The sequence below is a fragment of the Amycolatopsis sp. CFH S0740 genome (assembly GCF_004522315.1).
Lineage (GTDB): Bacteria > Actinomycetota > Actinomycetes > Mycobacteriales > Pseudonocardiaceae > Amycolatopsis > Amycolatopsis nivea.
This window is the reverse complement of the sequence record NZ_SDLS01000021.1, coordinates 160,428-184,298: the sequence shown is the minus strand read 5'-3', so window position 1 is coordinate 184,298 and position 23,871 is coordinate 160,428. Positions and strand designations below refer to the sequence as shown.

At 70.1% G+C, this 23,871-nt stretch carries 22 protein-coding genes and 1 pseudogene; 12 read left to right on the top strand and 11 right to left on the bottom strand.

Annotated features, from left to right (window positions below; genetic code table 11):
• Window positions 1-167 precede the first annotated feature (167 nt).
• Window positions 168-650 (bottom strand): hypothetical protein, encoded by a 483-nt coding sequence (locus tag EIZ45_RS30535; RefSeq protein WP_037816520.1) that lies wholly within the window; start codon window positions 648-650, stop codon window positions 168-170.
• A 357-nt stretch (window positions 651-1,007) separates the two neighbouring features.
• Between EIZ45_RS30535 and EIZ45_RS30530 the strand changes: the two genes are divergently transcribed.
• Window positions 1,008-1,934, top strand: coding sequence for a diacylglycerol kinase family protein (locus EIZ45_RS30530; RefSeq protein ID WP_037816524.1), 927 nt, complete (start codon window positions 1,008-1,010; stop codon window positions 1,932-1,934).
• A gap of 271 nt (window positions 1,935-2,205) precedes the next feature.
• Window positions 2,206-2,460: a WhiB family transcriptional regulator gene (locus tag EIZ45_RS30525; protein WP_009082948.1), complete on the top strand. Its 255-nt coding sequence runs from the start codon at window positions 2,206-2,208 to the stop codon at window positions 2,458-2,460.
• Between the two features lie 261 nt (window positions 2,461-2,721).
• Here the strand turns inward: EIZ45_RS30525 and EIZ45_RS30520 are convergent, their stop codons facing one another.
• Both EIZ45_RS30520 and EIZ45_RS30515 read right to left on the bottom strand, forming a co-directional pair.
• Window positions 2,722-3,681, bottom strand: coding sequence for a GNAT family N-acetyltransferase (locus EIZ45_RS30520; RefSeq protein WP_134666930.1), 960 nt, complete (start codon window positions 3,679-3,681; stop codon window positions 2,722-2,724).
• A gap of 44 nt (window positions 3,682-3,725) precedes the next feature.
• Window positions 3,726-5,246, bottom strand: a complete 1,521-nt coding sequence (locus tag EIZ45_RS30515; RefSeq protein WP_009082952.1) for a sensor histidine kinase — start codon at window positions 5,244-5,246, stop codon at window positions 3,726-3,728.
• A 192-nt stretch (window positions 5,247-5,438) separates the two neighbouring features.
• Here EIZ45_RS30515 and EIZ45_RS47705 point away from each other — a divergent pair, with 192 nt between their 5' ends.
• Window positions 5,439-5,513, top strand: a complete 75-nt coding sequence (locus tag EIZ45_RS47705) for a 50S ribosomal protein bL37 (RefSeq protein ID WP_098515123.1) — start codon at window positions 5,439-5,441, stop codon at window positions 5,511-5,513.
• 64 nt (window positions 5,514-5,577) lie between these two features.
• On the opposite strand, the gene rsrA is transcribed toward EIZ45_RS47705, so the two are convergent.
• Both rsrA and EIZ45_RS30505 read right to left on the bottom strand, forming a co-directional pair.
• Window positions 5,578-5,901 (bottom strand): mycothiol system anti-sigma-R factor, encoded by a 324-nt coding sequence (gene rsrA, locus EIZ45_RS30510; protein ID WP_037816528.1) that lies wholly within the window; start codon window positions 5,899-5,901, stop codon window positions 5,578-5,580.
• Entirely contained in the window at window positions 5,898-6,524 is a 627-nt protein-coding gene (locus tag EIZ45_RS30505; protein ID WP_037816837.1) for a sigma-70 family RNA polymerase sigma factor, read from the bottom strand. The genes rsrA and EIZ45_RS30505 overlap by 4 nt, the downstream gene beginning before the upstream one ends.
• 189 nt (window positions 6,525-6,713) lie before the next feature.
• Between EIZ45_RS30505 and ybaK the strand changes: the two genes are divergently transcribed.
• Complete coding sequence (gene ybaK, locus EIZ45_RS30500) at window positions 6,714-7,193, top strand: Cys-tRNA(Pro) deacylase (protein ID WP_037816530.1); 480 nt, start codon at window positions 6,714-6,716, stop codon at window positions 7,191-7,193.
• Between the two features lie 5 nt (window positions 7,194-7,198).
• Here ybaK and EIZ45_RS30495 read toward each other — a convergent pair whose 3' ends face one another.
• A complete protein-coding gene (locus EIZ45_RS30495) occupies window positions 7,199-7,894 on the bottom strand; it encodes a class I SAM-dependent methyltransferase (protein ID WP_134666932.1) in 696 nt (231 codons plus the stop codon).
• Window positions 7,891-9,855: a sensor histidine kinase gene (locus tag EIZ45_RS30490; protein WP_134666934.1), complete on the bottom strand. Its 1,965-nt coding sequence runs from the start codon at window positions 9,853-9,855 to the stop codon at window positions 7,891-7,893. The genes EIZ45_RS30495 and EIZ45_RS30490 overlap by 4 nt, the downstream gene beginning before the upstream one ends.
• A gap of 144 nt (window positions 9,856-9,999) precedes the next feature.
• On the opposite strand from EIZ45_RS30490, the gene EIZ45_RS47030 reads away from it, so the two are divergent.
• Together EIZ45_RS47030 and EIZ45_RS30485 are read left to right on the top strand one after the other, a co-directional pair.
• Window positions 10,000-10,194, top strand: a complete 195-nt coding sequence (locus tag EIZ45_RS47030) for a hypothetical protein (protein WP_240690797.1) — start codon at window positions 10,000-10,002, stop codon at window positions 10,192-10,194.
• Window positions 10,194-11,174, top strand: coding sequence for an alpha/beta hydrolase (locus EIZ45_RS30485; protein ID WP_240690798.1), 981 nt, complete (start codon window positions 10,194-10,196; stop codon window positions 11,172-11,174). Before EIZ45_RS47030 ends, EIZ45_RS30485 begins: the two co-directional genes overlap by 1 nt.
• A 3-nt stretch (window positions 11,175-11,177) precedes the next feature.
• On the opposite strand, the gene EIZ45_RS30480 is transcribed toward EIZ45_RS30485, so the two are convergent.
• Window positions 11,178-11,855, bottom strand: a complete 678-nt coding sequence (locus tag EIZ45_RS30480) for a response regulator transcription factor (RefSeq protein WP_134666936.1) — start codon at window positions 11,853-11,855, stop codon at window positions 11,178-11,180.
• 99 nt (window positions 11,856-11,954) lie between these two features.
• Window positions 11,955-12,929, bottom strand: coding sequence for an Lrp/AsnC family transcriptional regulator (locus EIZ45_RS30475; RefSeq protein ID WP_134666938.1), 975 nt, complete (start codon window positions 12,927-12,929; stop codon window positions 11,955-11,957).
• Window positions 12,930-13,099: 170 nt separating this feature from the next.
• Here EIZ45_RS30475 and EIZ45_RS30470 point away from each other — a divergent pair, with 170 nt between their 5' ends.
• The 5 genes from EIZ45_RS30470 to EIZ45_RS30450 are packed head-to-tail and all read left to right on the top strand — an operon-like array spanning window position 13,100 to window position 18,966.
• Window positions 13,100-14,401, top strand: a complete 1,302-nt coding sequence (locus EIZ45_RS30470; RefSeq protein ID WP_134666940.1) for an MFS transporter — start codon at window positions 13,100-13,102, stop codon at window positions 14,399-14,401.
• Window positions 14,398-15,558 (top strand): M20 family metallopeptidase, encoded by a 1,161-nt coding sequence (locus EIZ45_RS30465; protein ID WP_134666942.1) that lies wholly within the window; start codon window positions 14,398-14,400, stop codon window positions 15,556-15,558. Before EIZ45_RS30470 ends, EIZ45_RS30465 begins: the two co-directional genes overlap by 4 nt.
• Complete coding sequence (menC, locus tag EIZ45_RS30460) at window positions 15,555-16,661, top strand: o-succinylbenzoate synthase (RefSeq protein WP_134666944.1); 1,107 nt, start codon at window positions 15,555-15,557, stop codon at window positions 16,659-16,661. The genes EIZ45_RS30465 and menC overlap by 4 nt, the downstream gene beginning before the upstream one ends.
• A complete protein-coding gene (locus EIZ45_RS30455) occupies window positions 16,658-17,554 on the top strand; it encodes an MBL fold metallo-hydrolase (protein WP_134666947.1) in 897 nt (298 codons plus the stop codon). Before menC ends, EIZ45_RS30455 begins: the two co-directional genes overlap by 4 nt.
• Window positions 17,551-18,966 (top strand): carboxylesterase/lipase family protein, encoded by a 1,416-nt coding sequence (locus EIZ45_RS30450; RefSeq protein WP_205670140.1) that lies wholly within the window; start codon window positions 17,551-17,553, stop codon window positions 18,964-18,966. Before EIZ45_RS30455 ends, EIZ45_RS30450 begins: the two co-directional genes overlap by 4 nt.
• Window positions 18,967-19,111: 145 nt before the next feature.
• Here EIZ45_RS30450 and EIZ45_RS47025 read toward each other — a convergent pair.
• Window positions 19,112-19,369 (bottom strand): annotated as a pseudogene (locus EIZ45_RS47025) (alpha/beta family hydrolase); the annotation flags it as partial.
• 705 nt (window positions 19,370-20,074) lie between these two features.
• Here EIZ45_RS47025 and EIZ45_RS30440 point away from each other — a divergent pair.
• Window positions 20,075-22,816 carry a BTAD domain-containing putative transcriptional regulator gene (locus EIZ45_RS30440; RefSeq protein ID WP_134666951.1) on the top strand — a complete coding sequence of 914 codons (2,742 nt, stop codon included), beginning with the start codon at window positions 20,075-20,077 and terminating at the stop codon, window positions 22,814-22,816.
• Here EIZ45_RS30440 and EIZ45_RS30435 read toward each other — a convergent pair whose 3' ends face one another.
• Window positions 22,817-23,866 carry a hypothetical protein gene (locus EIZ45_RS30435; protein ID WP_037816548.1) on the bottom strand — a complete coding sequence of 350 codons (1,050 nt, stop codon included), beginning with the start codon at window positions 23,864-23,866 and terminating at the stop codon, window positions 22,817-22,819.
• Window positions 23,867-23,871 lie beyond the last annotated feature (5 nt).

Sequence of the window (23,871 nt, the reverse complement as noted above, 5' to 3'; positions counted from 1 at the left end):
GGAACCAGATTCCCAGTCCAACTTCCGGGGAGCAGTTCACTCCTCATGGGTTCCCCTCTTCGGAATTCGGATGAATTCGGTTGCGCAGTCCCGATTCCATCGGCTGAGGGGTGCCGCTACCAGTGCCGCCGCGTCACCTGTCCGCTATGACGTGACGTCACTGTCGTTCAGTCCTGTTCGTGCCGCTCCCGCTCGGCCCGCCGCCCCGCGAGACCGCCGCGTTCGGCGGCTTCTTCCTCGGTCTCGTCGTCGTGCATTCCGAGCGCCCACGCCCGCGACGGGCGGCGGAACAGCAGCACCAGCGCCGCCAGCCCGCACAGGCCGATCGGGACGCCCCACAGCGGCTGCCCGGACGGTCCGAGCAGGTACCAGCCGACCCCGATCAGCAGCAGCGCCACGACGACGCCGGGCGAACGCGCCCACGTCTGGCCCAGCAGCAGCCCGACCGAGGCGGCGAGGAAGACCACCGCCAGCACCGCGTACGTGCCGAACTCGGCCCACACGTTGTTGCCCGGGATCGGCGGGTTCTGCAGCCCGTGCACCAGCAGCACCACGCCGAAGACCAGCAGGCCGATCCCGGGCACTCCGGTCAGGACGCCCGCGAGGCGGACCTCGAACGGGGTGGGCGGCGGGTTCTCGGGATGCGACACGGGCGCGGCCCTTTCAGCTGCTGGGGCGGGACTTTTGCGGGGAGCTTCGCCGGGGCACAGCCACCCGACCAGCGCGGGTCACCGTGCGTGAGCACTACTGATCGTATGCCACCCGGTCGGCCGTTTTCCGGGGCGGCGGCCGCGGAGAAAATCGGGGTAGTCGTCGATGAGCGGGCGGTCGGCCCGGGTGCACTTGTCACGACGCGCGGAGTTTTCGCCGTCTGCAGAGGAGGACCGCCCGCCACAGGGTCGCCACAGGTCACCGAGCCGGGACGGCGCGCGCGAGCGGCTGAGCTTCGCGTCACCATGTGGCGCTGGAGGTACGTCCGCCGGGCGGAAAGCACTTACCCTGCGGTAGTGCGCGCCATCCTCGTCGTGAACCCCCAGGCCACCTCGACCACCGCGGGTGGCCGGGACGTGCTGGCGCACGCGCTGGCCAGCCAGGTGAAGCTCGACGTCGTCGAAACCGACTACCGCGGGCACGCGCTCGCGGTGGCCCGTTCGGCGGCCCGCGACGGTTTCGACCTGGTCGTGGCCCACGGCGGCGACGGCACGGTCAACGAGGTCGTCAACGGTCTCCTCGCCGATACCGCGGGCGCTCCCGGACGCTCCGGGTCCGTCCCGATGCTCGGCGTCGTGCCGGGCGGCTCCGCCAACGTGTTCGCCCGCGCGGTCGGTCTTCCCGCCGATCCGGTCGAGGCGACCCACCAGCTGCTCAACGCGCTGGAGACCGAACGGACCCGGCGGATCGGCCTCGGACTGGCCGACGGGCACTGGTTCACCTTCAACGCGGGCCTCGGCTGGGACGCCGACGTCGTCGGCCGCGTCGCGAAACGGCGCGGCAAGCAAACCAGCGCGAGCCTCTATCTGCGGGCCGCGGTGCGCTCCTACTTCCGCCCTCCGCTCGGGCGGCCGGCGCTCACCGTCCGGATCCCGGGCGAGGAGCCGGCCGAGGCGGTGACCGCGTTCGTGTCGAACACCGATCCGTGGACTTACCTCGGGGAACGTCCGGTCCACCTCAACTCCGGCTGCTCGTTCGAGACCGGATTGGGCCTGTTCGCGTTGAACGGTCTGCGATTGCCCACCGTGTTCACGCATGTACGGCAAGCTCTGCTCACGGAGAGCGATCAGCACGGCCGCCGTCTGCTCCGCCGCGACGATGTGCCTCTGATCCGCATCGACGCAGCTGAACCGGTCAACTTCCAGGTCGACGGGGACCTCGTCGGACAACGCACCCGGGTCGAGTTTCAGAGCGTTCCGGATGCACTCACCGTAGTCGGGTAGTCGAGCGACCACTGATCGCCCGCGGCAAAGTGCGTTCTGCCGCTCGGCGACGCAAACCCTCCGTTCACCGCACCGGCCTTCCGGCGAGCGGAGCTTTTCAGAACGAAACCGCAGGTCAGAGGCATAGCTCGGCCGGGTGAGCTGACTCACCGATCTCGTCGAAACCCTTGTCGAACGCGGTGCTTCGTGAAAGCATTCACAAGCACCCAAAAACACGACCGCCACTACTGTGGCGCGGCCCTCCCGCGTCACTGTGAAGGAGCTCACGAACATGGACTGGCGCCACGACGCGGCCTGCCGAGACGAGGACCCCGAGCTGTTCTTCCCGGTGGGAACCAGCGGTCCGGCTCTGTTGCAGGTCTCCGAGGCGAAGGCCGTGTGCCACCGCTGCCCCGCGGCTTCCGACTGCCTGGCCTGGGCTCTGGCCAGCGGCCAGGACGCAGGCGTCTGGGGCGGAATGAGCGAAGACGAGCGACGCGCGCTCAAGCGCCGCCGTACGCACATCGGCACGCGTACCACCGCCTGAGTCTTTTCGACTCAGCTGCAGTACCCAGAATCGCAAGCACCACCTCGGACCGGACTTTCGCCCGGCGGGCATTCGCGTGCCCGTCCCGCACATGGCGACATATACCCGGTTCGAGCGTAACAACCGAGGTCGGCCACCCCGCATCCGGGTGCCGCCTCGCCAAGGACTATCCAAGTCCTCCCGCGGAACGTTGAACGGGCCGGTACCGCCGAGCTTCACTGGTACCGGCCCTTCACCGCGTCTGGGGTCCGATGTGGACACTCAGGCTTCGCGTGCCCAGCGCACGTAACGCATCTTCGGCGTGAACCCGGCGCGCTCGAAAACTCCGGGAGCCCCGGCCGCGCTCGCCGTGTCCACGGTGAGGCTGGCTTGGTCGTACCCGTGCTCCGCGGCGGCCCGCAACGCGTGTGCGATGCCCGCGCTCGCCAGTCCTCGGTTCCGGTAGCCGGGAATGGTGCCGATCACCATGAAGTGCGCGTCGCGAATTCCGGTCGCTTCGGTGTCGGCTGCCCAGGACAGGGTCAGCACGAGACTTACCGGAGCGCCGGTTGCCTTGTCCCGCAGCAGAAAACTGATCTCGGGCTGAAGAGTGTGGTTGGTGAACTTGTTCTGCCACGCGTCCGTGTTCACCGGGGTCGCGCCCCAGTGGTCCGAAAAGGACTCGTTGCGGACGAGCCGGAACTCCTCGTCGAGGTCCCGGGTCCACTGTTCCGCTTGGAATCCGTCCGGGATCGCCGCTTCGCCGACCGTCCCGAGTGGATGTTCCATGCGCTGGAACCAGCGGGCGGGCGAGAAACCTTGCGCGGCAAAGAGTTCTTTCGTCCCGGCGATGTGCTCGGCCTTGTGGATGTCGACGGCGAGCTTCAGCGTCGGATGGTGCAGTTCGTGCACCGCCTTCGCCCCGGCGATCCCGGCTTCCACCAGCCTGGTGCCGATCCCCTGGCGGCGATAGTCCGGATGGACCCCGCCGTCGAGGAAGACCCGGTGGATTTCCTCGGGATGCTGCTTGTACCGGGTCTTCACGTAGCCGACCATCCGGTCGCCGTCGAACGCGGCGAGGCTCGCGCGTTCGAGATCGGAGAACGGGTCGATCAGCTCTTGGAGAGTGTCGTCGGCGGTGTAGTTCTCGCCGATCCGGTCGGCCGTTTCGATGGCGTTGAGCAGATCGGCCGAGGACTGGGCGTCCGCTTTCGTGAGCGGACGCCACTCGAGGGCAGGCATGCGCCGGACAGTAATCCGGCGCCTGCGGGCTGTCGCCGGATTTTCTAGAGCCGCCGCGACAACGGAATCCGCAGCGCCGCCTCGGTGCCCGGCACCCGGTTGCCCGCCTCGTCGGTGCGGACCTGGCGCAGCGAAAGCGACCCGCGCAGCTCCGATTCCACGAGCGTCCGCACGATCTGCAGCCCGAGCCCGTCGCTGCGCTCCAGCGAGAACCCGGACGGCAGGCCGCGGCCGTTGTCGCGGATCAGGATGTCCAGCCAGCGCGCCGACCGCTCCACGATCAGCTCGACCTTGCCCGGCCTGCCCTGCGGGAACGCGTGCTCGATCGCGTTCTGCACGAGTTCGGCGAGCACCATCACCAGCGGCGTCGCGATCTCGGCCACGACCACGCCGAACGAGCCCTTGCGGGTCATCCCGACCTTCGATTCCGCGGTGGCGACCTCGCCGACCATCGGGAGCACGTTGTCGAGCAGTTTGTCCAGGTCCACGCGCTCGTCGACGGAGATCGACAGTGCCTCGTGCACCATCGCGATCGACGACACCCGCCGCACCGATTCGCCCAGCGCCAGCCGGGCCTCCTCGCTCGTGGTGCGCCGCGACTGGAGCCGCAGCAGCGCGGCGACGGTCTGCAGGTTGTTCTTCACCCGGTGGTGGATCTCGCGGATCGTGGCGTCCTTCGACATCAGCGCGCGGTCGCGGCGCTTGACCTCGGTGACGTCGCGGACCAGCACCAACGCGCCCGCGGGCTGTCCGGCCGGACGCAGCGGCAGCGCACGGAACAGCACGACCGCGCCGCGCTTCGAGTCGGCCTCGGTGCGGGTGGACGGCTTGCCGTCGAGGGCCTCGATGATCCGGTGCGACACCTCGGTGGCGTCGAACGGGTCGCGGATCAGCGACCGGGTGAGCGGGGCCAGCCGCTGCCCGACGAGGTCGGATTCGTGGCCCATCCGGTGGTAGGCGGACAGGCCGTTGGGGCTGGCGAACACGACCGTGCCGGCCTGGTCGAGCCGGACGAGACCGTCGCCGACGCGCGGGCTGGTGTGCGTGTCGGTCTGGTTGCCGCCGGCGGGCGGGAAGGTGCCGTCCACGATCATCTGGCACAGGTCGCCAGCGCTGCCGAGGTACGCGATCTCCAGCGGGCTCGGCACGCGCGGCGCGGCGAGGTTGGTCTCGCGGCTCAGCACGGCGATCACCTCGCCGCCGAAGCTCACCGGCACCGCCTCGCGGCGCATCGGCAGGTCGCGGTACCAATGCGGGTCTTCCTCGCGGCAGATCTTGACCTCGCGCATGGCCTTGGCCAGCTGCGGGTGCTCGTCCACGGTGAACCGGGTGCCGACGACGTCCTCGGGATGCGCGGTGGGCGCGGTGGTCGGCCGGGCGTGCGCGACGCACACGAAATCGCCGCCGTCGGGCTGGTGCTCGGCGGAAACCGGGACCCAGAGCAGGAAGTCGGCGAACGAAAGGTCGGCGAGCAGCTGCCACTCCGCGACGACGGTCTGCAGGTGGTCGGCCGCTTCGCCGGGGAGGCCGGTGTTCTCGGCGAGCAGGTCGGAAAGGGTCGACACGGCTACCGGCCGCCCTCGAATGCGGTGTGTTCGTTCATGCCTGCGCACCTCCTGAGTTCATCCAACCAGAGCGTAGGCGCGGGTGCCGCCGAGGAGCTCAGCGGCCGCATGACACACTGGAACGGTTGACCCGTTCCGGCCGGTGTGTCGAACCCCGCCCCGGGACATGCAGCGGACACCCGAGGAGAGAACATGTCGAAGCGCGCCCGCAAGCGTCGCGACCGCAAGAAGAACGGCGCCAACCACGGCAAGAAGCCCAACGCCTGAGTCCGCGCCCGGACGTGACACGGCCCCCGCACCGGATCGGTACGGGGGCCGTTGTCGTGTGTGGTCAGTCGCGGCTGGTGCGCTGCTCCACGGTGATCTCGGTGCGCTCCACGGTGACGCCGCCCTGCGTGGCGACGGTCTGCCGGATGGAGGCGCGCAGCCTGCTCTTCAGCTCCGCCGGGGCGAGGTCGCCGCCGCATTTGCGGGCCAGCAGGTGCTTGATCTGCTCGTCGATGCCGTACTCCTCGAGGCACGGCGGGCAGTCCTCGATGTGCCTGCGCAGTTCCGCGTCCCGCTCCGGACTGCACTCGCGGTCCAGCAGCAGGTAGATCTCCGCGAGCGCGTCCTCGCAGGGCATCTTCTCCGCGGGCACGTCTTCCGAGCTCATCGTTTCGCCACCTCCTCGCGGTTGCCCCGGATGAAGCCGCGCTCGCGCGCGACGTCGGCCAGCAGGTCGCGCAGCTGGGCGCGGCCGCGGTGCAGCCTGGACATCACGGTGCCGATCGGAGTGTCCATGATCTCGGCGATCTCCTTGTACGCGAAGCCCTCGACGTCGGCGAGGTAGACCGCGAGCCGGAACTCCTCGGGCAGCTTCTGCAAAGCGGCCTTGACGTCGGTGTCCGGCAGGTTGTCCATCGCCTCGACCTCGGCCGAGCGAAGGCCGGCGGAGGTGTGGCTTTCCGCACGGGCGATCTGCCAGTCGCTGATCTCGTCCGTCGGCTGCTGCACCGGCTGCCGCTGACGCTTGCGGTAGCCGTTGATGTAGGTGTTGGTGAGGATGCGGTACATCCACGCCTTGAGGTTCGTGCCCGCCTTGAAGGACGCGAACGCCGCGTACGCCTTCAGGTAGGTTTCCTGGACCAGGTCCTCGGCGTCGGACGGGTTGCGGGTCATCCGCATCGCGGCCGCGTATAGCTGGTCGAGCAGGGGCATCGCGTCGCGCTCGAAGCGCTCGGCGAGCTCCAGTTCGTCGGCCGCCGTCTCCGGCGCGGAGTTGGGGGTGCTCGGCAAACCGTTCCCTTCCCGTTCGGCGTCGATGCGCGTCTGCGCATACGGCAGCACCGAGTTTACGCGGGGATTCGGAAAGCCGGTCCCGGGACGGCTCCTTGCGGGGCGGGGGGTGGCGAGCGTGGTGGTCACGCTGTCTTCAACAGAGTGTGCCGACCAGGCATTCCCGAGCTGTTTCGTAGACTCGCCGCCATGGCGGGCAAGGGCACTCCGGCGACGGCGCTGCTGCAGAAGCAGAAGGTGGCGCACACCGTGCACACCTACGACCACGACCCCCGGGCCGAGTCGTTCGGCCTGGAGGCGGTGGAAGCGCTGGGCCTCGAGCCCGGCCGGGTGTTCAAAACGCTGGTCGCGGACGTGGACGGGAAACTGGTCGTCGGCGTGGTGCCGGTCACCGGCCAGCTGGACCTGAAGGCGCTCGCCGCGGCGGCCGGGGGCAAAAAGGCGAAAATGGCCGACCCGGCCGCGGCCCAGCGGGCCACCGGATACGTGCTCGGCGGGATCTCGCCGCTCGGCCACCGGAGCCGCCTGCCCGTGGTCCTGGACGGCTCGGCACTGGACCACCCGACGATGTTCTGCTCCGGCGGCCGGCGCGGTCTCGAGGTGGAACTGGATCCCGCCGAACTGGTCCGGCTGACCGGCGCGGTCGTGGCCGGGATCGCGGCGGGTTAAGCGGCTTAGGGTACTTCGAGGACGAAGAACAGGAAGCAGAGAAAAGCTTCCTTGCCCTGCATTTCCTCGGGGAACTTCTCCTTCGCCCCCTCGGCCGGGTACGGCTCGCTGACCACTGAGATGCGGAACCCGGCTTTGGCGAAGTCGTCGGTCATCGCGTGCAGCGGACGGTGCCAGTACTCGAGGACGCCCTTTTGCCCGTTGAAGGTGTACTCCTCGGACCATCGTTCGACGGCGAAGTAATTGCCCTCGGGGTGGACGAATTTGTAGAGAACCGGGTGGTTGACGGCCAGGATCAGCCGCCCGCCAGGCCGGATGATCCGCCGCAGCTCGGCCAGCGGGGCGGTCCAGTCCTCCAGGTAATGCAGCACCAGGGCCACGATGACGTCGTCGAACTGCTGGTCGGCGTACGGCAGCGGCTGGCTGATGTCGGCGACCCGGAGATCCGCGTCCGCGCCGAGTCTTTTCCGGGCGAGCTCGACCATGGTGGCGCTGAAATCGAAACCGCTCACCTGCGCGCCGCGTTCCCGCAGCGAGGCTGCCAGCGGTCCGGCCCCGCAGCCCGCGTCGAGGATCTTGCGGCCTGCCACGTCACCGGCGAGGTCGAGAATCGCGGGGCGGGTGTAGTAGGCGTTGATGAGACTGTGCTCGGTTTCGATCGCGTAGGCCTCGCCGAACGTGTCGTAGTCGTTGGCAGTCATGGACTCCACCCTGGCACGGATGCGCTTTCCCGGACCGGCAGCTGGGCACGCACTGCAGTGCCCGAGCCCGCCCCGCTGATGATCGTCAACCTGCCGCCGACAGTGTCCGCGCGATCGTGCAATCCGGCCGGGCGGGCATCCGGAGGGAAGCCGCGGCCGTTGTCGCGGATTTCCAGGAACAGCTCCCCTGCCTGAAGCGAAAGCCGGATGGTCGCCTGAGTGGCCTGGGCGTGTTTGAGCACGTTGGCCAGCGCCTCGGAGACGATGAAATAAGCGGCTTCCTCGAGATCGACGGAGAACCGGGTGGCCCGCACGTCCGGATCGGCGTCGACCTCGACGGGGACCGGCATCCGGCGCGCACGGGATTCCACCGCAGCCACCAAGCCCTGATCGGTCAGCTCTGCCGGGTGAATGCGGTGCGCCGCCTCGCGGACTTCCTCGACGACGCGGCAGAGCGCCTCCTGCGCCTCGCCGAGTGCCGGATCGACCTGGCCGGGATCCCGCCGGAGCTGGTTGCGGGCAAGCCGAAGCGAGGTCAGCAGGACGATCAGCTCCTGCTGGATGCCGTCGTGCAGCCGCCGCTGGATCCGCCGCCGCTCGTTGTCCTGGGCGTGCACGATGCGGGCTCGCGATGCCTCCAGCTCGCTGGCCTGGCGTTCGATCTGGTCCAGCCGGGCCGAGAGTTCCGCGGAAAGCCTGGCGTTGTGCACCGCCAGTGCGCTCTGCCGGGCGAGGGTCGCGACCAGTTCTTCGTCCGAGGCGGTGAACTCTCCCTCGGTTTTGGCACCGCATTCGAGCACGCCGAGGTCGGCGCCACCGTGTCGGAGCACCACCTCCAGCCGAACAGCCGCACCCGGTTCGCCCGCGATCGCGACGACCGGCTCCGGCGACCGCAGGCGCACCCGTGCCCAGCTCAGGTCCAGGACCTCGCGCAGCCCGCCGGCCAGCTGATCGGCGAGCGCGGGCAGGTCGAATGCCTGCTCCAGCGTCCCGCCGAAGTGCACCAGGAGTTCGTAGCTGCTGGGCCGGCGTCCGAACACCCGCCGGGCAGCGGCGCGGGAAAGCCGCGCCTGGATCGGCAGCACCGCCAGAGTCGCGGCGACCGTGACCAGCATCGCGGGCCAGAGCGAGAGGAAGCGGCTCGCGGCGAGGCTCAACCCGGCCACCACGCCGATGTACCACAACGCGATGAGCAGCCAGAGCAACCGGTACCGGGTCGAACGCCGGACCTCGACGCCGAGCATCCGGTAGCGAAAAGCCGCCGCCGTCAGCGCGACCGGAACGGCCGTCGTCGCCGCCAAGACGAGGATCGGCGTGAGCGGGCCCGGCCCCAGCCTGCTCGCCATGACCAGCGGCACCAGCACCGTCGTGCCGACGAGCACCGCCATTCCCAGCAGCCAGCGCAAGAGCCGCCGTTGTGCCCGCGGCAGCTGGAAATACCGCGCGGCCAGCAGAACCGGCCCCAGTACGAGCAGCCACAGGCCCAGCGGAATCGGGCTGACCGGAAGCGGCCCGCCCACGTAGGTGAGCACCAGCGCGAAAGGCACCACCAGCCACAGCGAGCGCAGCACTGCCTTCTCCCAGGCGAACCGATAACGCCCGTCCGGCAGCAACCCCACCAGCCGGACCACGGCCACGATGAGGACGGCCGCAAGCCCTCCGATCAGCACTCGCCACATCCGGGACAGCTGAACGAAATCGAACGCGTTCCCCGCCGCGGCGGCGAGGAACGCGACGGCCGTCAGCATCGCGAACAGCACGCCCGTCGCGAGTGCCTGCCGCGCGACCGGATGCCGCGGCGCGAGCCGCCACGCGAAAACCCCGACCAGCCAGCTCGGCAGCGGCCCGGCGACCGCGACCGCCACCGTGAGCGGGCTGTCCAGCACGGTCAACGCCGCGACCACCGACCAGAGCACACAGATCGCGCCGATCAGCGCGGACCCGCGGAGCAACCACCGCATATTCCCTCCCCAGTGGCCACCATGGTCGCCGGACGCGCCGGTAGAGGCAAACCTCCATCGCGACGCCAGGACTGCCGGATGTTCCGGGACAGCGCGGCCCGCGAGAGTTCTGGGACCGGACCCGAAACCGTTGCGGGAGAAGAAATGTTTCGTGGATTGCTCGTGTTCCTCACCGCGTCGCTGCTCGCGGGAAGCACCGCCTGGGCTCAGCCCGCGCAATCGCTCGTCCTCGACCTGCCGTCGCCGACCGGCCGCATCGGGTCGGAGTCGCCGAACTGCATCTGGTCGACCGCACCAGAGCGGACCCGTGGGACGCCGAACTGGGCTTTCGAGAGCTGATGACGACCGTGTTCTATCCCGCCGCCGACACCCGTGGCTACCGTCTCGCCCCGCAGATGACCGCGGCCGCGGCCGGGCTGTTCGCGGCGATAGACGTCCCTTATCTGCATCGGGAGCTGCCGCGAAGGGGGGTGGATTGGGCCGCCACGATGACGCACGCGCACACCGGCGCACCCGCCGAACCGGTCCGGCGGCCGGTGGTGCTCTACAGCCCGGGCTTCGGCGACCCGCGCACGCTCGGCACCAGCGTCGCCGAAGACCTGGCCAGCCACGGCTATGTGGTGGTGACTGTCGATCACCCGGGCGAGACAAGCGAAGTCGACCTGCCGAACCGGCCGCCGCGCACCATCCAGGAACTGCCCGCCGACCCGCGTACCAGCCCAGCGGTCTTCCGCACGATGATGACCACGCGCTTCGCCGACCTGCGCTTCGCCCTCGACGCACTCGAATCCCTTGCCGCGGGCCAGAATCCGGACGCGGAGAAACGCATCCTGCCGCGCGATCTCGGCCGCGCCCTGGATCTGCGACGCGTCGGGATGTACGGCCATGGCGCGGGCGGCGCGGCGGCCGCCGAGGTGCTGTACGAGGACCGGCGAGTCGACGCGGCCGCCGATTTGGACGGGTATCTCGACTACCTGCCGGACTCTCCTGGCCAGAACGGCGAACTGCTCCCGGTGGCCGCACACGGCGTGCACCGGCCGGTGTTGCTGCTGGGCACAGCCGGATTCCGGGACGCACGGATCACCCGGACCTGGTCCGCACTGCTCGCCCACCACGGCGGTCGCACCCGCTGGTCGCAGATCGGCGACGCCGCGCACTGGGCACTCACCGACTTCGGCTCCGAAGCTCCCCAGATGGAAGCCGCGGGGCTGATGAGTTCGCCGGACCGGAACAAACTCATCGGAACCATCGCGAACGCGGCAGCTGTGGTGCGCGATCGCGTGCTGTCGTTCTTCGATCAGCACCTGCGCGCCTGCTGACGGTCAGGCGGACGTGCCGTGGCGAAGATAAGCCAGCACTGCCGCGACACGACGGTGCAAACCGGACTCCTCGGCCAGACCGAGCTTCGCGAACGTCGAGTTCACGTGCTTCTCGATCGTTGACTCCGCCAGACCCAACGACTCAGCGATCCCCCGGTTGTTCCGTCCCCCTGCCATGAGCCGCAGCACGTCGAGTTCGCGGGGAGTCAGCCGGGCCAGCGGCGAGGCGGTGCCGCGCGCCCGGCTGTGCACGAGGACTTCCACGACGCGCGGATCGACCACCGACCCGCCCGCGGCGACTTCGCCGAGGGCGCGGACGAGTTCGCCGACGTCGCCGATCCGTTCCTTGAGCAGGTAAGCCAGCCCGGACGTGCCGTGCTGGAACAGGGCGAACGCGTACTGCTCGCTGGCGTGCTGGGACAGCACCACCACTCCGATCCCGGGGTTCCCGGCCCGGATGGCATGCGCGGCGGTGATGCCTTCGAGGTGCTGGCCTGGCGGCATCCGGATGTCGGCGACCACCGCGTCCGGACGTTCGCGCTCCACGGCGGCGAGCAGTTCCTCGCCGGTGCCGACCGTGGCGAGGACCGTGACACGGCCGGAGTCCTCGAGGAGCTTCCGGGTGCCTTCCCGGACCAGGTAGTGGTCGTCGGCGAGCACGACGCGCAGTTGATCGGTCATGTCGCGTTCTCCGAATCTGCCCGGCAGTGGAATCAGCGGCAGTGCCGGACTACCCGCCGCCGCGGCACGCACCACCGCGTGCAAGTTAACCGCTGACCGTCACGCAGCCGGCGCTCGCCAATAGCGTTTCAGCACCTCCAGTTGCAGGGTGCACTCGACCGCGGTGACATCCTCGCTGCCGACAAAACCGCCGCTGACGAAATCGGCCAGCTCGTCTTCGCCGCGGAAGACGCCGTCGCAGACGAAGGTGGACGATGCCGCGGTGAGCGCGAGGAACCGGGTCGCCGGGTGCGCGGCGATCGCGGCGCCGACCCGGGTCGTCACGGCCGGCGGGCACGAGATGCCGAGGACAGCCTCGACCCGGTAGCCGAGCTTGCCTGGTTCGATCTCGACGCGAGGCCGCAGCAGCCCGGAGCCGAACATCGCGGTCGCGACGCGGCGAGCCCGGGACTCGGAGATGTCGAGCACGCGAGCGACGTCCGAATACGGCGTCCGCGCGTCGTCGCGCAAGACCGCCGCGACTTCGCGTTCGAGCGCGCCGAGTTCGGTGCCGGATTCCTCCGCCGCCGCCCCGGCGTGCGTTGCGAGCGCCTCCTCTTGCTCGCTCGTCAGCCTGCGCAACCGCCACGCCGCGGAACTGGTGAGCCTGCGCAACACCGACTCCGCGCGCACCGAGCGGATGCCGGGCACGGCGGGGATCTCGTCGACCAGCGCGCGGGCCGTGGCGCCGCGGGTCATCCCGTGGACGACGGCGTAAACCTCACCGCGACCCGAGGCGAGCGCGACATGCGTGGTGTCGTCGCGCCGCGCCAGCGCCTCCGCCACCTCGCGAGCCCGGCCAGGCTCGGCACCAAGCCACACGTGCGCGGGCGGCCCCTCGGCGAGCAGCGACCAGTCGACCTCGCAGATGACGCGCAGCAGGCCGTCGTCCAGCATCCGGCCGTAGCGCCGCCCGACCGTGCGCGCCGAGCTGTCCAGGACGCGGGCCAGCACGTCAAAGGGCGCGCGAGGCGCGTGCTGCAGCGCGGCGACCAGATCGAGATCGATGTCGTCCAGCACCCCGTCGTCGGCCACCGGTCGCCTCCTTCAGGTTCGGGCAGGCGCAGCCTACCCAAGCTCACGACTGACTGAATCAGGCGTAATTTACAACTGGTTGCATGAATACGGCATCTCGTGCAAGACTTCCGCACGAATCAGTCAATCAGGGGGTGCCGAGCTTGTCTCGGACGGAAAAAGGTGACCGCATGACCGCACCGCCCGCAGCCCGCCCCAGCCCGTTCAAGGTCTTCTTCGTGTCGGGGATCGGGACCACGCTCGAGTACTACGACTTCCTCATCTACGGCACCGCCGCGTCGCTGGTCTTCGACAAGCTGTTCTTCCCCGCCGCCGATCCGCTGGTCGGCACGCTCTTGGCGCTCGCCGCGTTCGGAACCGGGTTCCTGGCCCGTCCGCTCGGCGGGGTGCTGGCCGGGCACTGGGGCGACCGCGTCGGACGGCGCCGGATCCTGGTGGTCACGCTGACCGTGATGGGTCTGTCCACAGTGGCCGTCGGCCTGCTGCCGACGTATTTGGCGATCGGGCCGTGGGCGCCCGTGCTGCTCGTGGTGCTCCGCCTGGTGCAAGGCATCGCCGCCGGCGGCGAATGGGGCGGCGCAGCGCTCTACGGGATCGAATCGGCGCCCCCGCGCAAACGGGCTTTCTACGGCAGTTTCACCGGTGCCGGAATCAGCATCGGCGGCCTGCTGGCGATCGGCGTCTTCGGACTCGTGGACACGCTCTTCCCGGCGGCGATGCTCAGCTGGGGCTGGCGTATCCCGTTCCTGCTGGGCAGTCTGCTGATCGTGGTCGGCCTGGTGGCCCGCCGAGGCGCGGCGGAGACGCCGGAGCGCGCGGCCGCCGAGACGCCGCCGCGAATCCCGCTGATCACCGTCTTCCGTCAGCACCCGAGGGCGCTGCTGCTGACATTCGGGCTGAGCCTCGGCTACAACGCCATCGCCTACATCGGCTTCTCGTTCTTCCTCGCCTACGCCGTGGCCGTAGGCCGCACACCGGGCGAAAGCCTTGGCGCGCAAGCGGTCTTCCTCACCGGGACGACGCTCTTTTCACTCGTTTCCGGCATTCTCGCGGACCGGTTCGGACGCCGTCCGGTGGTACTCGCCGGCGCCGTGCTGACCGGGCTGTATCTCTTCGCCTTCTTCTGGCTGGTGAAGAACGGCAACAGCGTTCTCTTCTACTTGGCCTTCGCGTTCGCCTCCCCGCTGACCGCGGCCATGAAGGGTGCGACACCAGCCCTCATCGCGGAGCAGTTCCCCGCGTCGGTCCGCTACAGCGGCGCCTCACTCGGCTACCAGCTCGGCGCGGCGCTGGGCGGCGGATTCGCCCCGGCCGTCGCCACGCTCGTGTTCGTTTCGTCCGGGAAGGCGACGTGGAGCGTAGCGTTGCTCGGCTTCGCTGTCGCGGCTCTCGTCACCGGCTGCGTTCTCGGCCTGCCCGAAACCTTGCGCACCAGCGCGGAAAACAAGATCGCCGAGGAGGCGCTGCGATGATCACCGACCACGTCGACGTGCCCGGTCTGCACCGGTGGCTCGACGACCACCGGGACCAGTTGCTGGCCGACGTCCTCGCGCTCGTCCGGCACGAAACGCCCAGCACCGACCGGGAACTGCTCGCGCGGGCACTGGACTGGCTGGACCGCTGGGTCACCGGGTCGCTCGGCGAACCCCGGCACCGGTCCCGCACCGGCCACGCGATCGTCTTCGACTACCCGGGCGTCGGATCCGCACCGGTCGTGCTGCTCGGGCACTACGACACGGTGTGGCCCGCGGGCACCCTCGCCGGATGGCCTGCCGAAGTGAGCGGCGACCGGGCAAGCGGACCGGGGATCTTCGACATGAAAGCCGGGCTCGTGCAGTCGGTCTGGGCGCTGCGCGCGCTCGCCGCCACCGGCCACGACCGGCCGCCGGTCCGGCTCGTGCTCACCGGGGACGAGGAGATCGGCAGTCCCGCGTCCCGCCCGGTGATCGAACAGGAATGCGCCGGCGCGGCGGCGGTTCTCGTCTTCGAAGGCAGCGCGCCGGGCGGTGCGCTGAAAACCGGCCGCAAGGGCGTCGGGCTCTTCGACGTCGCGGTGACCGGACGCGAAGCGCACGCCGGGCTGGAGCCGGAGAAAGGGGCGAGCGCGATCGACGAACTCGCCCGGGTCACGCTGGAGCTGGGCGCGCTCGCCGATCCGGCGGCCGGCACCACGGTCAACGTCGGGCTCGTGGCGGGCGGCAGCGCGGTCAACGTCGTCGCGGGCCACGCCCGCGCCCGGATCGACGTGCGGGTCGCGAGCCAGGCCGAGGCCGCCCGGCTGGACGACGCGTTCGCCCGGCTCGTCCCGCACGACCCGCGTGCCGCGATCGAGGTCACCGGCGAATGGAACCGGCCGGTGATGGAGCGCACGCCCGCGATCAGCTCGATCGCCGCGCTCGCCAGAGCCGCCGCCGCGACGCTGGGACGCGACCTGCCGGACGTTTCCGTAGGCGGCGCCAGCGACGGAAACTTCGCCGCCGCTCTGGGGGTTCCCGTGCTCGACGGCATCGGCGCGGTCGGCGACGGAGCGCACGCCCGCCACGAGCACATCTCGGTCGCGGCCCTCTCCGAACGCGCCGCGATCGCCGCGGCCGTGCTGGCCGCCCTCCCGGAAGGACAGACTCCGTGAAAATCGACGGGATCGAACTGATCCAGGTCAGGATGCCGCTGCGACAGCCGTTCCGCACGTCGTTCGGCACCGTCCGCGAACGCGATTTGCTGCTCGTGCGCGTCGCTTCCCCGGATGCCGAGGGCTGGGCCGAATGCGCGGCCTTCGGCACGCCGATGTACTCGTCCGAGTACGTGGCCGGAGCCCACGACGTCGTCGAGCGGTTCCTCGCCCCGCGGCTGCTCGAACGCGGCGACGTGCGCGCGGAGGAGGTCGCCGAGCTGCTCGCGCCGGTGCGCGGGCACCGGATGGCGAAAAGCGCGGTGGAGACCGCCCTGCTCGACGCGCAGTTGCGAGCCCGCGGCGAACCGCTGGCGCACTATCTCGGCGCTACCCGGGACCGGGTGCCCGCCGGTGTCTCGGTCGGCATCCTCGACTCCGTGCCGGAGCTGCTCGACGTCGTCTCGGGGCACCTCGCCGAGGGCTACCTGCGGATCAAGCTCAAGATCGCGCCCGGCTGGGACGTCGAGCCGGTGCGCGCGGTCCGCGAACGCTTCGGCGACGATCTCCTGCTGCAGGTCGACGCGAACGCCGCCTACACGCTGGCGGACGCCCCGCACCTGCAGCGGCTCGACGCGTTCGGGCTCCTGCTCGTGGAGCAGCCGCTCGGCGAAGAGCAACTGCGCCAGCACGCCGAACTCGCCCGGCTGCTGCGCACGCCGATCTGCCTCGACGAATCGATCGTTTCGGCGGAGAGCGCGGCCGACGCGCTGGCGCTCGGCGCGTGCCGGATCGTGAACATCAAGCCGGGACGCGTAGGCGGTTACCTCGAAGCCCGGCGCGTGCACGACGTCTGCCGCGCCCACGGAGCCGCCGTCTGGTGCGGCGGGATGCTCGAGACCGGCATCGGCCGCGCGGCCAACGTCGCGCTGGCCGGCCTGCCGGGATTCACCGTTCCCGGCGACACCTCCGCATCGAGCCGTTACTACGAGCACGACCTGACCGAGCCGTTCGTGCTCCGGGACGGCCACCTCGACGTACCCGCCGAACCGGGCATCGGCGTCACGCCCGACGAAGCGGCACTGGCCGAACGAACCGTCGAGAAGACCTGGGTGACCGCATGACCGACACGATCGCCTTGGGCTCGGTGACCGCGACGCGCGTCGTCGAGTACGAAGGAACCACCCGGCCGCCCGAAGCGATGTTCCCCGGCCTCGCGCAGGACACGTGGCGAGCGCACGAATCCGGGCTTCCGCCGGACTCCTGGGACCGCGAGTCCGGGCTGCTGCGCACCTGCGTGCAGACGTGGGTGCTGCGCAGCGGAGGCGCCACGATCCTGGTCGACACCGGGGCCGGCGACGGCAAGGAGCGGCCCGGCACCCCGGCGTTTCACCAGTTGCACACCGGGTTCCTCGACCGGCTGGCCGCGGCGGGCGTCGTGCCCGAAGAGGTCGACTTCGTCGTGAACACGCATCTGCACGCCGACCACGTCGGCTGGAACACCCGCCTCGACAACGGCGAATGGCGGCCGACGTTCCCGAACGCGACCTACTTGCTGCCGCGCGCCGATCACGACTTCTGGGACCCGTCCGGGCCGCACCGGCCGAAACTGGCGCGGGCGAACGAAAACGTCTTCGCCGACAGCGTCGCCCCGGTGGTCCACAGTGGACAGGCGCGGTTGTGGGAGGACGGCTACGACATCGACGGCGCACTCCGGCTCGAACCGGCGCCCGGGCACACGCCTGGGTCGTGCGTGCTGACCGTGCGCTCGGGCACCGACCGGGCGCTGTTCGTCGGCGACCTGCTGCACCACCCGCTGCAATTCGCCGAACCCGGCCTCAGCAGCTGCTTCTGCGAGGACCCGGCGCGCGCCGCGGCGACCCGGCACCGGTTGCTCGGCCAGGCCGCCGACGATCGTGCCCTGGTTTTCCCCGCGCACGTTGGTGCCGGACCGGCGGTGGAAATCGTCCGGGACGGTGCGAAGTTCGCGGTTAATCGATGGGGGTCCGACGCATGACCGTGGTTTCCGTTGCCTCCGGACGAGTCCGCGGCACCGTGCGGAACGGGGTGCACACGTTTCGCGCGATTCCTTACGCCGCACCGATGTCCGGTGCCGCGCGGTTCCAGGCACCCGCCCCCGCACCACGTTGGGACGGCGTACGCGACGCCACCCGGCCGGGCCCGACCGCACCGGCCGCCCGGCGTGATTTCGGCGGGGTCGACCTGACGCCAGTACTGGGTTCCGGCTGGATTCCTGGCACGGACTACCTGTCGGTCACGGTCAGCACCCCCGACCCGGCCAACGCGGGCCTGCCCGTGCTGGTCTTCTTCCACGGCGGCGGGTTCACCGCAGGCACCGGGCAGACCGAGCTCTACGACGGCGACACCTTCGCCCGCGACGGCGTCGTCCTGGTCACGGTGCAGTACCGCCTCGGGGTCGCCGGATGGTTGCGGCTCCCGGACGCCCCAGCCAACCGCGGCCTGCTCGACGCGCTCGCGGCACTGCGCTGGGTCGCCGAGAACATCGCGACGTTCGGCGGCGACCCGGGCAACGTCACGGTGGCCGGACAGTCTGCCGGGGCCATGCTGGTCTCCGCCCTGCTCGTCACCCCCGGGGCTGCGGGCTTGTTCCGCCGGGCGATCAGCCAGAGCGGCAGCGGCGAATGCGCTTTCCCGGTCGAGAAAGCCGACCTGATCACGCGCGCCACAGCCGACGCGCTTGGCGTGGCACCCACCGCAGCCGCGCTGAGCGAGCTTCCCGACGAGCGACTGGTCGCCGCACCCGCCGCGATGCCCGGGGCGGCGATCGCCGAATTCCGCGATACGTCACTGGGCAACAGCCCGTACAAACCAGTCCTGGACGAGGAGACCCTGCCGACCCAACCCGCGTCCGGGAACACGGCCCCGGTCAGCCTCCTGATCGGCACCAACGCCAACGAGGCGAACCTCTACACCGCGAACCTCGACGACACCGGACTCCAGGCCGCGGCGGCCCGCCGGTTCCCAGACCCCGCCGCAGCGATCGCCCGCGCCCGGGCACGGCACCCCGGCGCGTCCCCCGGCGACCTGGCCGCGCGCCTGATGACCGAGGCGTACCAAGCGAGCAACCGACTCCTCGCGGACGCGCACAGCAGGGCCGGAAACCCCACCCACGTCTACGAGTTCGCCTGGCCCCCGCCCAGCCCGGACCACCCGCTGGGTGCGTGCCATTGCGCCGAACTGCCGTTCGTGTTCGACCACGCCGCGCTGCCCAGCCTCTACGGACCATCCGGACTGCTCGGCACAGCACGACCGGATCCCGCGCTGGCTGCGCGCACCCACGCGGCGTGGGTCGCCTACGTCACGAACGGCGCCCCGGGCTGGTCGCCCCACTGCCCGGACGCGCCCGCGATCATGCGCATCGCCGAAGATTGGCACCTCACAACCTGACGTCGCTGCCCACCCTACCCGGCACAAGCGCCCCGGAACCGGTCTCCGCACCAGTTGCCCACAGGCTGGCCGGGTTGTGGACAACTCCACAGAAAGAGCCCTGAACAGCGGAAACGAGCTCTCAAACTATCCACAGCCAGCGTCGTCACAGATGCGGCCGGACAACCCGCCTCAGCCGCTCCTCCGGCAGCCCGCGCCACCGCGTCCAAATCGCTCGCCAGCGTGTGGTCCTCCGCCACCATGACGACCTCGTGATGCGGAGCCGCCGAAGGCCTCCCGAACGGGTCCCGCTCCCCTGGATCACCAGCGCGGGCACCTCGACCGCGTCCAGTTCGGCTTGCCGGAACTTCGGCTTCCCCGGCGGATGCTCCGGAAAAGCCAGGCACAGCACGGCGACCGCCTGCCTGACGGGCGGCTCGGTTTCCGCGCGCCGCACCAGTGCCGGCCAGTCGCGAAGCGAGGTGCTCGATCGCCTCTCGCACCTGTTCACGGAACCGGGCGAGCAGCTCCGCACCAGCTTCGACGAGGTGCGGGAAAGCGCGACCGCCCGGCTGTGCCGTCGATCATGGCCGCGCGACTTGATTCTTCGACGCCGAGCACGTCCTGGCCATCAGCTCGGCCGTGTTCGGAGCCACCCGAATCCAGGCGAAGCGACCTCCGCCATCGTCACCACGCACGCACGACCGGATGGACGCCGCCCACGCGATGACCGTCGCGCCATCGAGCTGCCGCCGGCCGCCGGAGCGGACGGCTTCGCGCTCCGGCGGCCGTGGCCGCTGTCGCGAACCTCGGTATGTTCGGCGCACCCTGCCGGACGTTCGACGCCGACGACCGCGCTGATCTGCTTATCGTCTTCCAGTGCTCCCGCGACCGACATTACCGGCGACCTCGACGGTGAAGCGGTCTGGCGACACAGAACCCGCACAGTTGCCCACCGACCCGCCCAGCTGTGGACAACCCGAAAGATCTCGCTCTGAGCTGGGACAACGTCCGAATTGCAGCCATCCACGGCCAACAGTCTTGCCGGGTGTTCACGAAGGAAATCCGGATTGCCGCGAGTATCGCCAAGGGGCTGTTTTCGCTCTGTTCCCCGGCGATACTGCAGAGCATGGAACTGACGTTTCAGGTGCTGGGACCGGTGCGGGCGGTCGAGGACGGCATCACGCTGCCCACCGAGGGCGAGCGTCCGCTGGTAGTGCTTGCCGGGCTGCTGACTCATCCCGGGCAGGAAGTCGGCGTCGCACAGCTGACGCGCTGGCTCTGGGACGGCGACGGGCCGCGCAACGCCCGCGCGTCCGTCCATACCTACGTCTCCCGCCTGCGCCGCATGCTCAGCACCGCAGATGTGCTGCGGACCGGGCTGGGCGGCTACCGCCTGGACGTTCCCGAGAACGCCGTCGACCTGACCCGGTTTCGTTCGGCTGCCGCTCGCGGCTGGGCAGCTGCCGAGCGCGGTGCGCACGCCGAGGCCGTCGCCGCGTTTGAAACCGCGCTCGCCGAATGGTCCGGCGAGCCACTGTCCAATGTGGAATCCGAAGTACTGCGCCGGGACGTGGTGCCCGCATTGCGCGAAGAAGCGCAAGCAGTGCGGGAAGCCCGCGCGGACGCAATGTTGGCACTGGGCCAGCACCGGCAGCTGATCCCGGTCCTGACTGAATCAGCCGCCGAACACCCCTTGCGCGAACGCGTGCACGAGCAGCTGATGATCGCCTTGTACCGCGCCGGACGCCAGGCGGACGCGCTGGCAGCGTTCGACCGCATCCGCGCTGTCCTCGACGAGGAACTGGGGCTGCGGCCCGGCCCCGGCCTGCGCGAGGTGCGCCAGGCGATCATCACCGCCGACCCGGCGCTCGACCACCGGCCGCATGCCACGCCGTCGCCGGTGCCTCGGCAGCTGCCCGCTGACGTCGCCGGGTTCACCGCGCGTACCAGCGAATTGGCCGAGCTGCACGGGGTGCCGTCCGGCGTGGTGCTGCTCGAAGGCACCGCGGGCGTCGGCAAGTCCGCGCTCGCGGTCCGCTTCGCCCACCAGGTCGCCGCCGATTTCCCGGACGGCCAGCTCTTCCTGGAACTGGCCGGGTTCTCGCCGGGCGGGCCGGCGAGCCCGGACGCGCTGCTGGCCCGGTTGCTCTGGGCGATCGGAGTCTCCGGCGAGGAAGTCCCGGCAGGCCCGGCGGAACGTGCCGCCCTGTGGCGGTCCCGCACCGCCGACCGCCGGTATCTGCTCGTGCTCGACGACGCGTGGGACACCGCGCAGGTACAGCCGTTGCTGCCCGGTGCCGGCTGCCTGACGCTGGTCACCAGCCGACGCCGGCTCGGCGGCCTGATCACCCGGCACGGAGCGCGCCCGATCACCGTCCAGCGCTTCGCCCCGAGCGACGGCGGCGAACTGCTCAGAACCTCGCTCGCGGACATCCAGCCCGAATCCGCGGCGTGGGTGCGCGCGCTCGAACTGTGCGCCGGGCTGCCGCTGGCCATCCGGATCCTCGGCGAGCGGGTCAACCGGCAGGCCGGCCGCTCCCTCGAAGCAGTCGTCGCGGAATTCGACGAAGACGCCGTCCTGCGCGGTTTCGATCTCGACGACGGCGACGACAGCAACCTCGCCGCTCTCTTCGCCTATTCCTACGCTGCGCTCCCTGCACCGGTCGCCCGGCTGTTCCGGCTGCTCGGGCTGCATCCGGTCGGCGGCGTATCGGCGCGCTCGGCCGCCGCGCTCGCCGCGGTGGACGTCCACGAAGCCCGCCGCCTCCTCCACCAGCTCACCGCCGCGCACCTCGCCGAGCAACGCCACCCAGACCGCTGGGATCTGCACGACCTCCTGCGCGACTACGCGGTCAGCCTGACCGCCGAGAAAGACGAAACCGCGACCGCCCGCCTGGTGGACTGGTACGCCGCGTCCGCGGTCAACGCCTTCGACGCGTCCCGGCCCTACACCGAAGCGGAAGGCGCGGACGGCCCGGCGGTCGAACGGTTTTCGAGCGCCGACGCGTCCGCCGACTGGGTGCTGTCCCAGCAAACCAACCTGATCTGGGCCGTCCAGCAGGCGTACGAAACGGGGCTGGACCGCCAGTCCTGGCAGATCGCCCGGACGATGGCGCACGTGTTCCTGATGTGCGGAGAGTGCACCCTGTTCGTCCGAACGCATCGAACCGGCCTCGCCGCAGCCCTGCGCTCGGACGATCGCGTCGGCGAAGCGTGGATGCGCAACGGCCTGGGGCTGGCTCTGCTCGGCATGGGCGAAGCGGACCGAGCCGTCGCGGAATACGAGCAGGCGCTTTCGGCCTGGCGCGCATTGTCCTCAGTGGACGGCGAGATGATGTGCTTGTTCAACCTCGCTTCGGCGTACACCGTGCTGGACCGCAACGAGGAAGCGCTCGATGCCGGCTACCGCGCTCTGGAGTTGGCGCCTCGCTCCGGCAATCCGATCAACGTCGCGGCCGCGAACGGAGTGCTCAGCGACATCCTGCTCATCCTGGACCGGCCGGCGGAAGCGCTGACGCACGCCGAACAAGCGCTGGCGATCTGCGAGGAAGTGGGGGCGGGTTGGGAAACCGGCGAAGCCCGGCACGGACACGGCCGTGCGCTGCTCGGGATGGGCCGGTGCCCCGAGGCCGAACACAGCCTCGGGGCAGCCCTGCGGATCGCCAGGGAACTCGGCTCGACCGCGCTGGAAGGCGGCGTGCTCTGCGACCTGACCCGCGCCTGCTACCTGCTGGGTCAGCACGATCGAGCCCGTGCCTTGCAACGGGAACTCGACGGACTGGTCGCCGCCAACCCGACCATCGCAGTCGACTACCGGCGCCATTTCCGGGAGCTGGCCGACGTGCGGGCCGGGTCGGCGGCGCGGTGATCAGCGCGCTTCCGGCTCCAATTCGCGGTGATTCGCGTCGAACTCGGCTTTCGTCAGCGGCGGAGCCGGCGGCGGGAGATATCGGGATTCCATGTCTCCGTACGACTGCGCGATCTGCGTGATCCCCTTCCGGACATCCTCGATGATCGCGTCGGCGTCGTGGAAGTACTGCCGGGCGGCGGCCTCGTAATCGGCCGAGGTCACGCTGTTGGTGCCCCCGCTGCTCAGCATCTTGTCCGCGACGTTCCCGGCCAACCCCAAAACCGGCTGGGCGACCGCGTTGACGATCTCCGCCGTCGCGGCCGCCGCCGGCAGCGCGGCCAGCCCGAAGCCGCCGCTCGCCACCGCGACGACCGCGGCCGCGACGATCCCCCACGGGAAGGCCTGGTCCTCGGAAACATCCTCTGCTTCCCGCTTCTGCATCGCCGAGACGAACCCGCGCATGAGGTTGACCAGCTTCTTCCGCGCTCCGACGAGCACGCTGCAGTACGCCAGCAGCGCATCGGCCGCCTCCGCGACGATCACCTGCTCGTGCTGCAGGAAATCGTAGATCGACCCGGCGTAGTCAAGGCACTTGTCCTTTGCCGCCCCCGACCAGTTGTCGAAGAGATGGTCCAGCGCGTCGTGCAGGCCCATCTGCCCGCCGCTCGCCTGCCGGGCCGGACTCTGCGGATCGTGCACGTCGCCCGGCTGGTTGGTCAGGTTCACGGTGAGGTTCACCAGCAGATCGCCGAGCAGCCGGTGCGGATCCTCGAATTTGTCCAGCTGGGGCTGTGACAGCACCCGGGCGTGGTAGAAGAAATGGTTGATCGTCGTGTCCGGCATCGGCAGGTTGGCCGGCCGGTTGTCCTGCATGATCTTGGAACGGTCTGGCCACTGCCGCGAATCGTCCAGGACGTGGTTGTTGATTCCGGATTCCGGATGCTGAACCGGCGCTCCCCGTGGCGCGGTGCACAGGTCCGCCCAGTTGGCGACGTCTGCCAGCAGCTTCCGGTCTGCCAGGAATTCCGGTGCCAGGCCGGCGAAGACGCTCGGATCGACGTTGGCCATCGCTC

What these genes read in the sequence shown, in the direction of transcription:
- EIZ45_RS30525 (WP_009082948.1), top strand. Translation starts at nt 2,206, where the DNA reads ATGGACTGGCGCCACGACGCGGCCTGCCGAGACGAGGACCCCGAGCTG.
- EIZ45_RS30520 (WP_134666930.1), bottom strand. Translation starts at nt 3,681, where the DNA reads ATGCCTGCCCTCGAGTGGCGTCCGCTCACGAAAGCGGACGCCCAGTCC.
- rsrA (WP_037816528.1), bottom strand. Translation starts at nt 5,901, where the DNA reads ATGAGCTCGGAAGACGTGCCCGCGGAGAAGATGCCCTGCGAGGACGCG.
- ybaK (WP_037816530.1), top strand. Translation starts at nt 6,714, where the DNA reads ATGGCGGGCAAGGGCACTCCGGCGACGGCGCTGCTGCAGAAGCAGAAG.
- EIZ45_RS30495 (WP_134666932.1), bottom strand. Translation starts at nt 7,894, where the DNA reads ATGACTGCCAACGACTACGACACGTTCGGCGAGGCCTACGCGATCGAA.
- EIZ45_RS30490 (WP_134666934.1), bottom strand. Translation starts at nt 9,855, where the DNA reads ATGCGGTGGTTGCTCCGCGGGTCCGCGCTGATCGGCGCGATCTGTGTG.
- EIZ45_RS47030 (WP_240690797.1), top strand. Translation starts at nt 10,000, where the DNA reads ATGTTTCGTGGATTGCTCGTGTTCCTCACCGCGTCGCTGCTCGCGGGA.
- EIZ45_RS30485 (WP_240690798.1), top strand. Translation starts at nt 10,194, where the DNA reads ATGACGACCGTGTTCTATCCCGCCGCCGACACCCGTGGCTACCGTCTC.
- EIZ45_RS30480 (WP_134666936.1), bottom strand. Translation starts at nt 11,855, where the DNA reads ATGACCGATCAACTGCGCGTCGTGCTCGCCGACGACCACTACCTGGTC.
- EIZ45_RS30470 (WP_134666940.1), top strand. Translation starts at nt 13,100, where the DNA reads ATGACCGCACCGCCCGCAGCCCGCCCCAGCCCGTTCAAGGTCTTCTTC.
- EIZ45_RS30465 (WP_134666942.1), top strand. Translation starts at nt 14,398, where the DNA reads ATGATCACCGACCACGTCGACGTGCCCGGTCTGCACCGGTGGCTCGAC.
- EIZ45_RS30455 (WP_134666947.1), top strand. Translation starts at nt 16,658, where the DNA reads ATGACCGACACGATCGCCTTGGGCTCGGTGACCGCGACGCGCGTCGTC.
- EIZ45_RS30450 (WP_205670140.1), top strand. Translation starts at nt 17,551, where the DNA reads ATGACCGTGGTTTCCGTTGCCTCCGGACGAGTCCGCGGCACCGTGCGG.
- EIZ45_RS30440 (WP_134666951.1), top strand. Translation starts at nt 20,075, where the DNA reads ATGGAACTGACGTTTCAGGTGCTGGGACCGGTGCGGGCGGTCGAGGAC.
- EIZ45_RS30435 (WP_037816548.1), bottom strand. Translation starts at nt 23,866, where the DNA reads ATGGCCAACGTCGATCCGAGCGTCTTCGCCGGCCTGGCACCGGAATTC.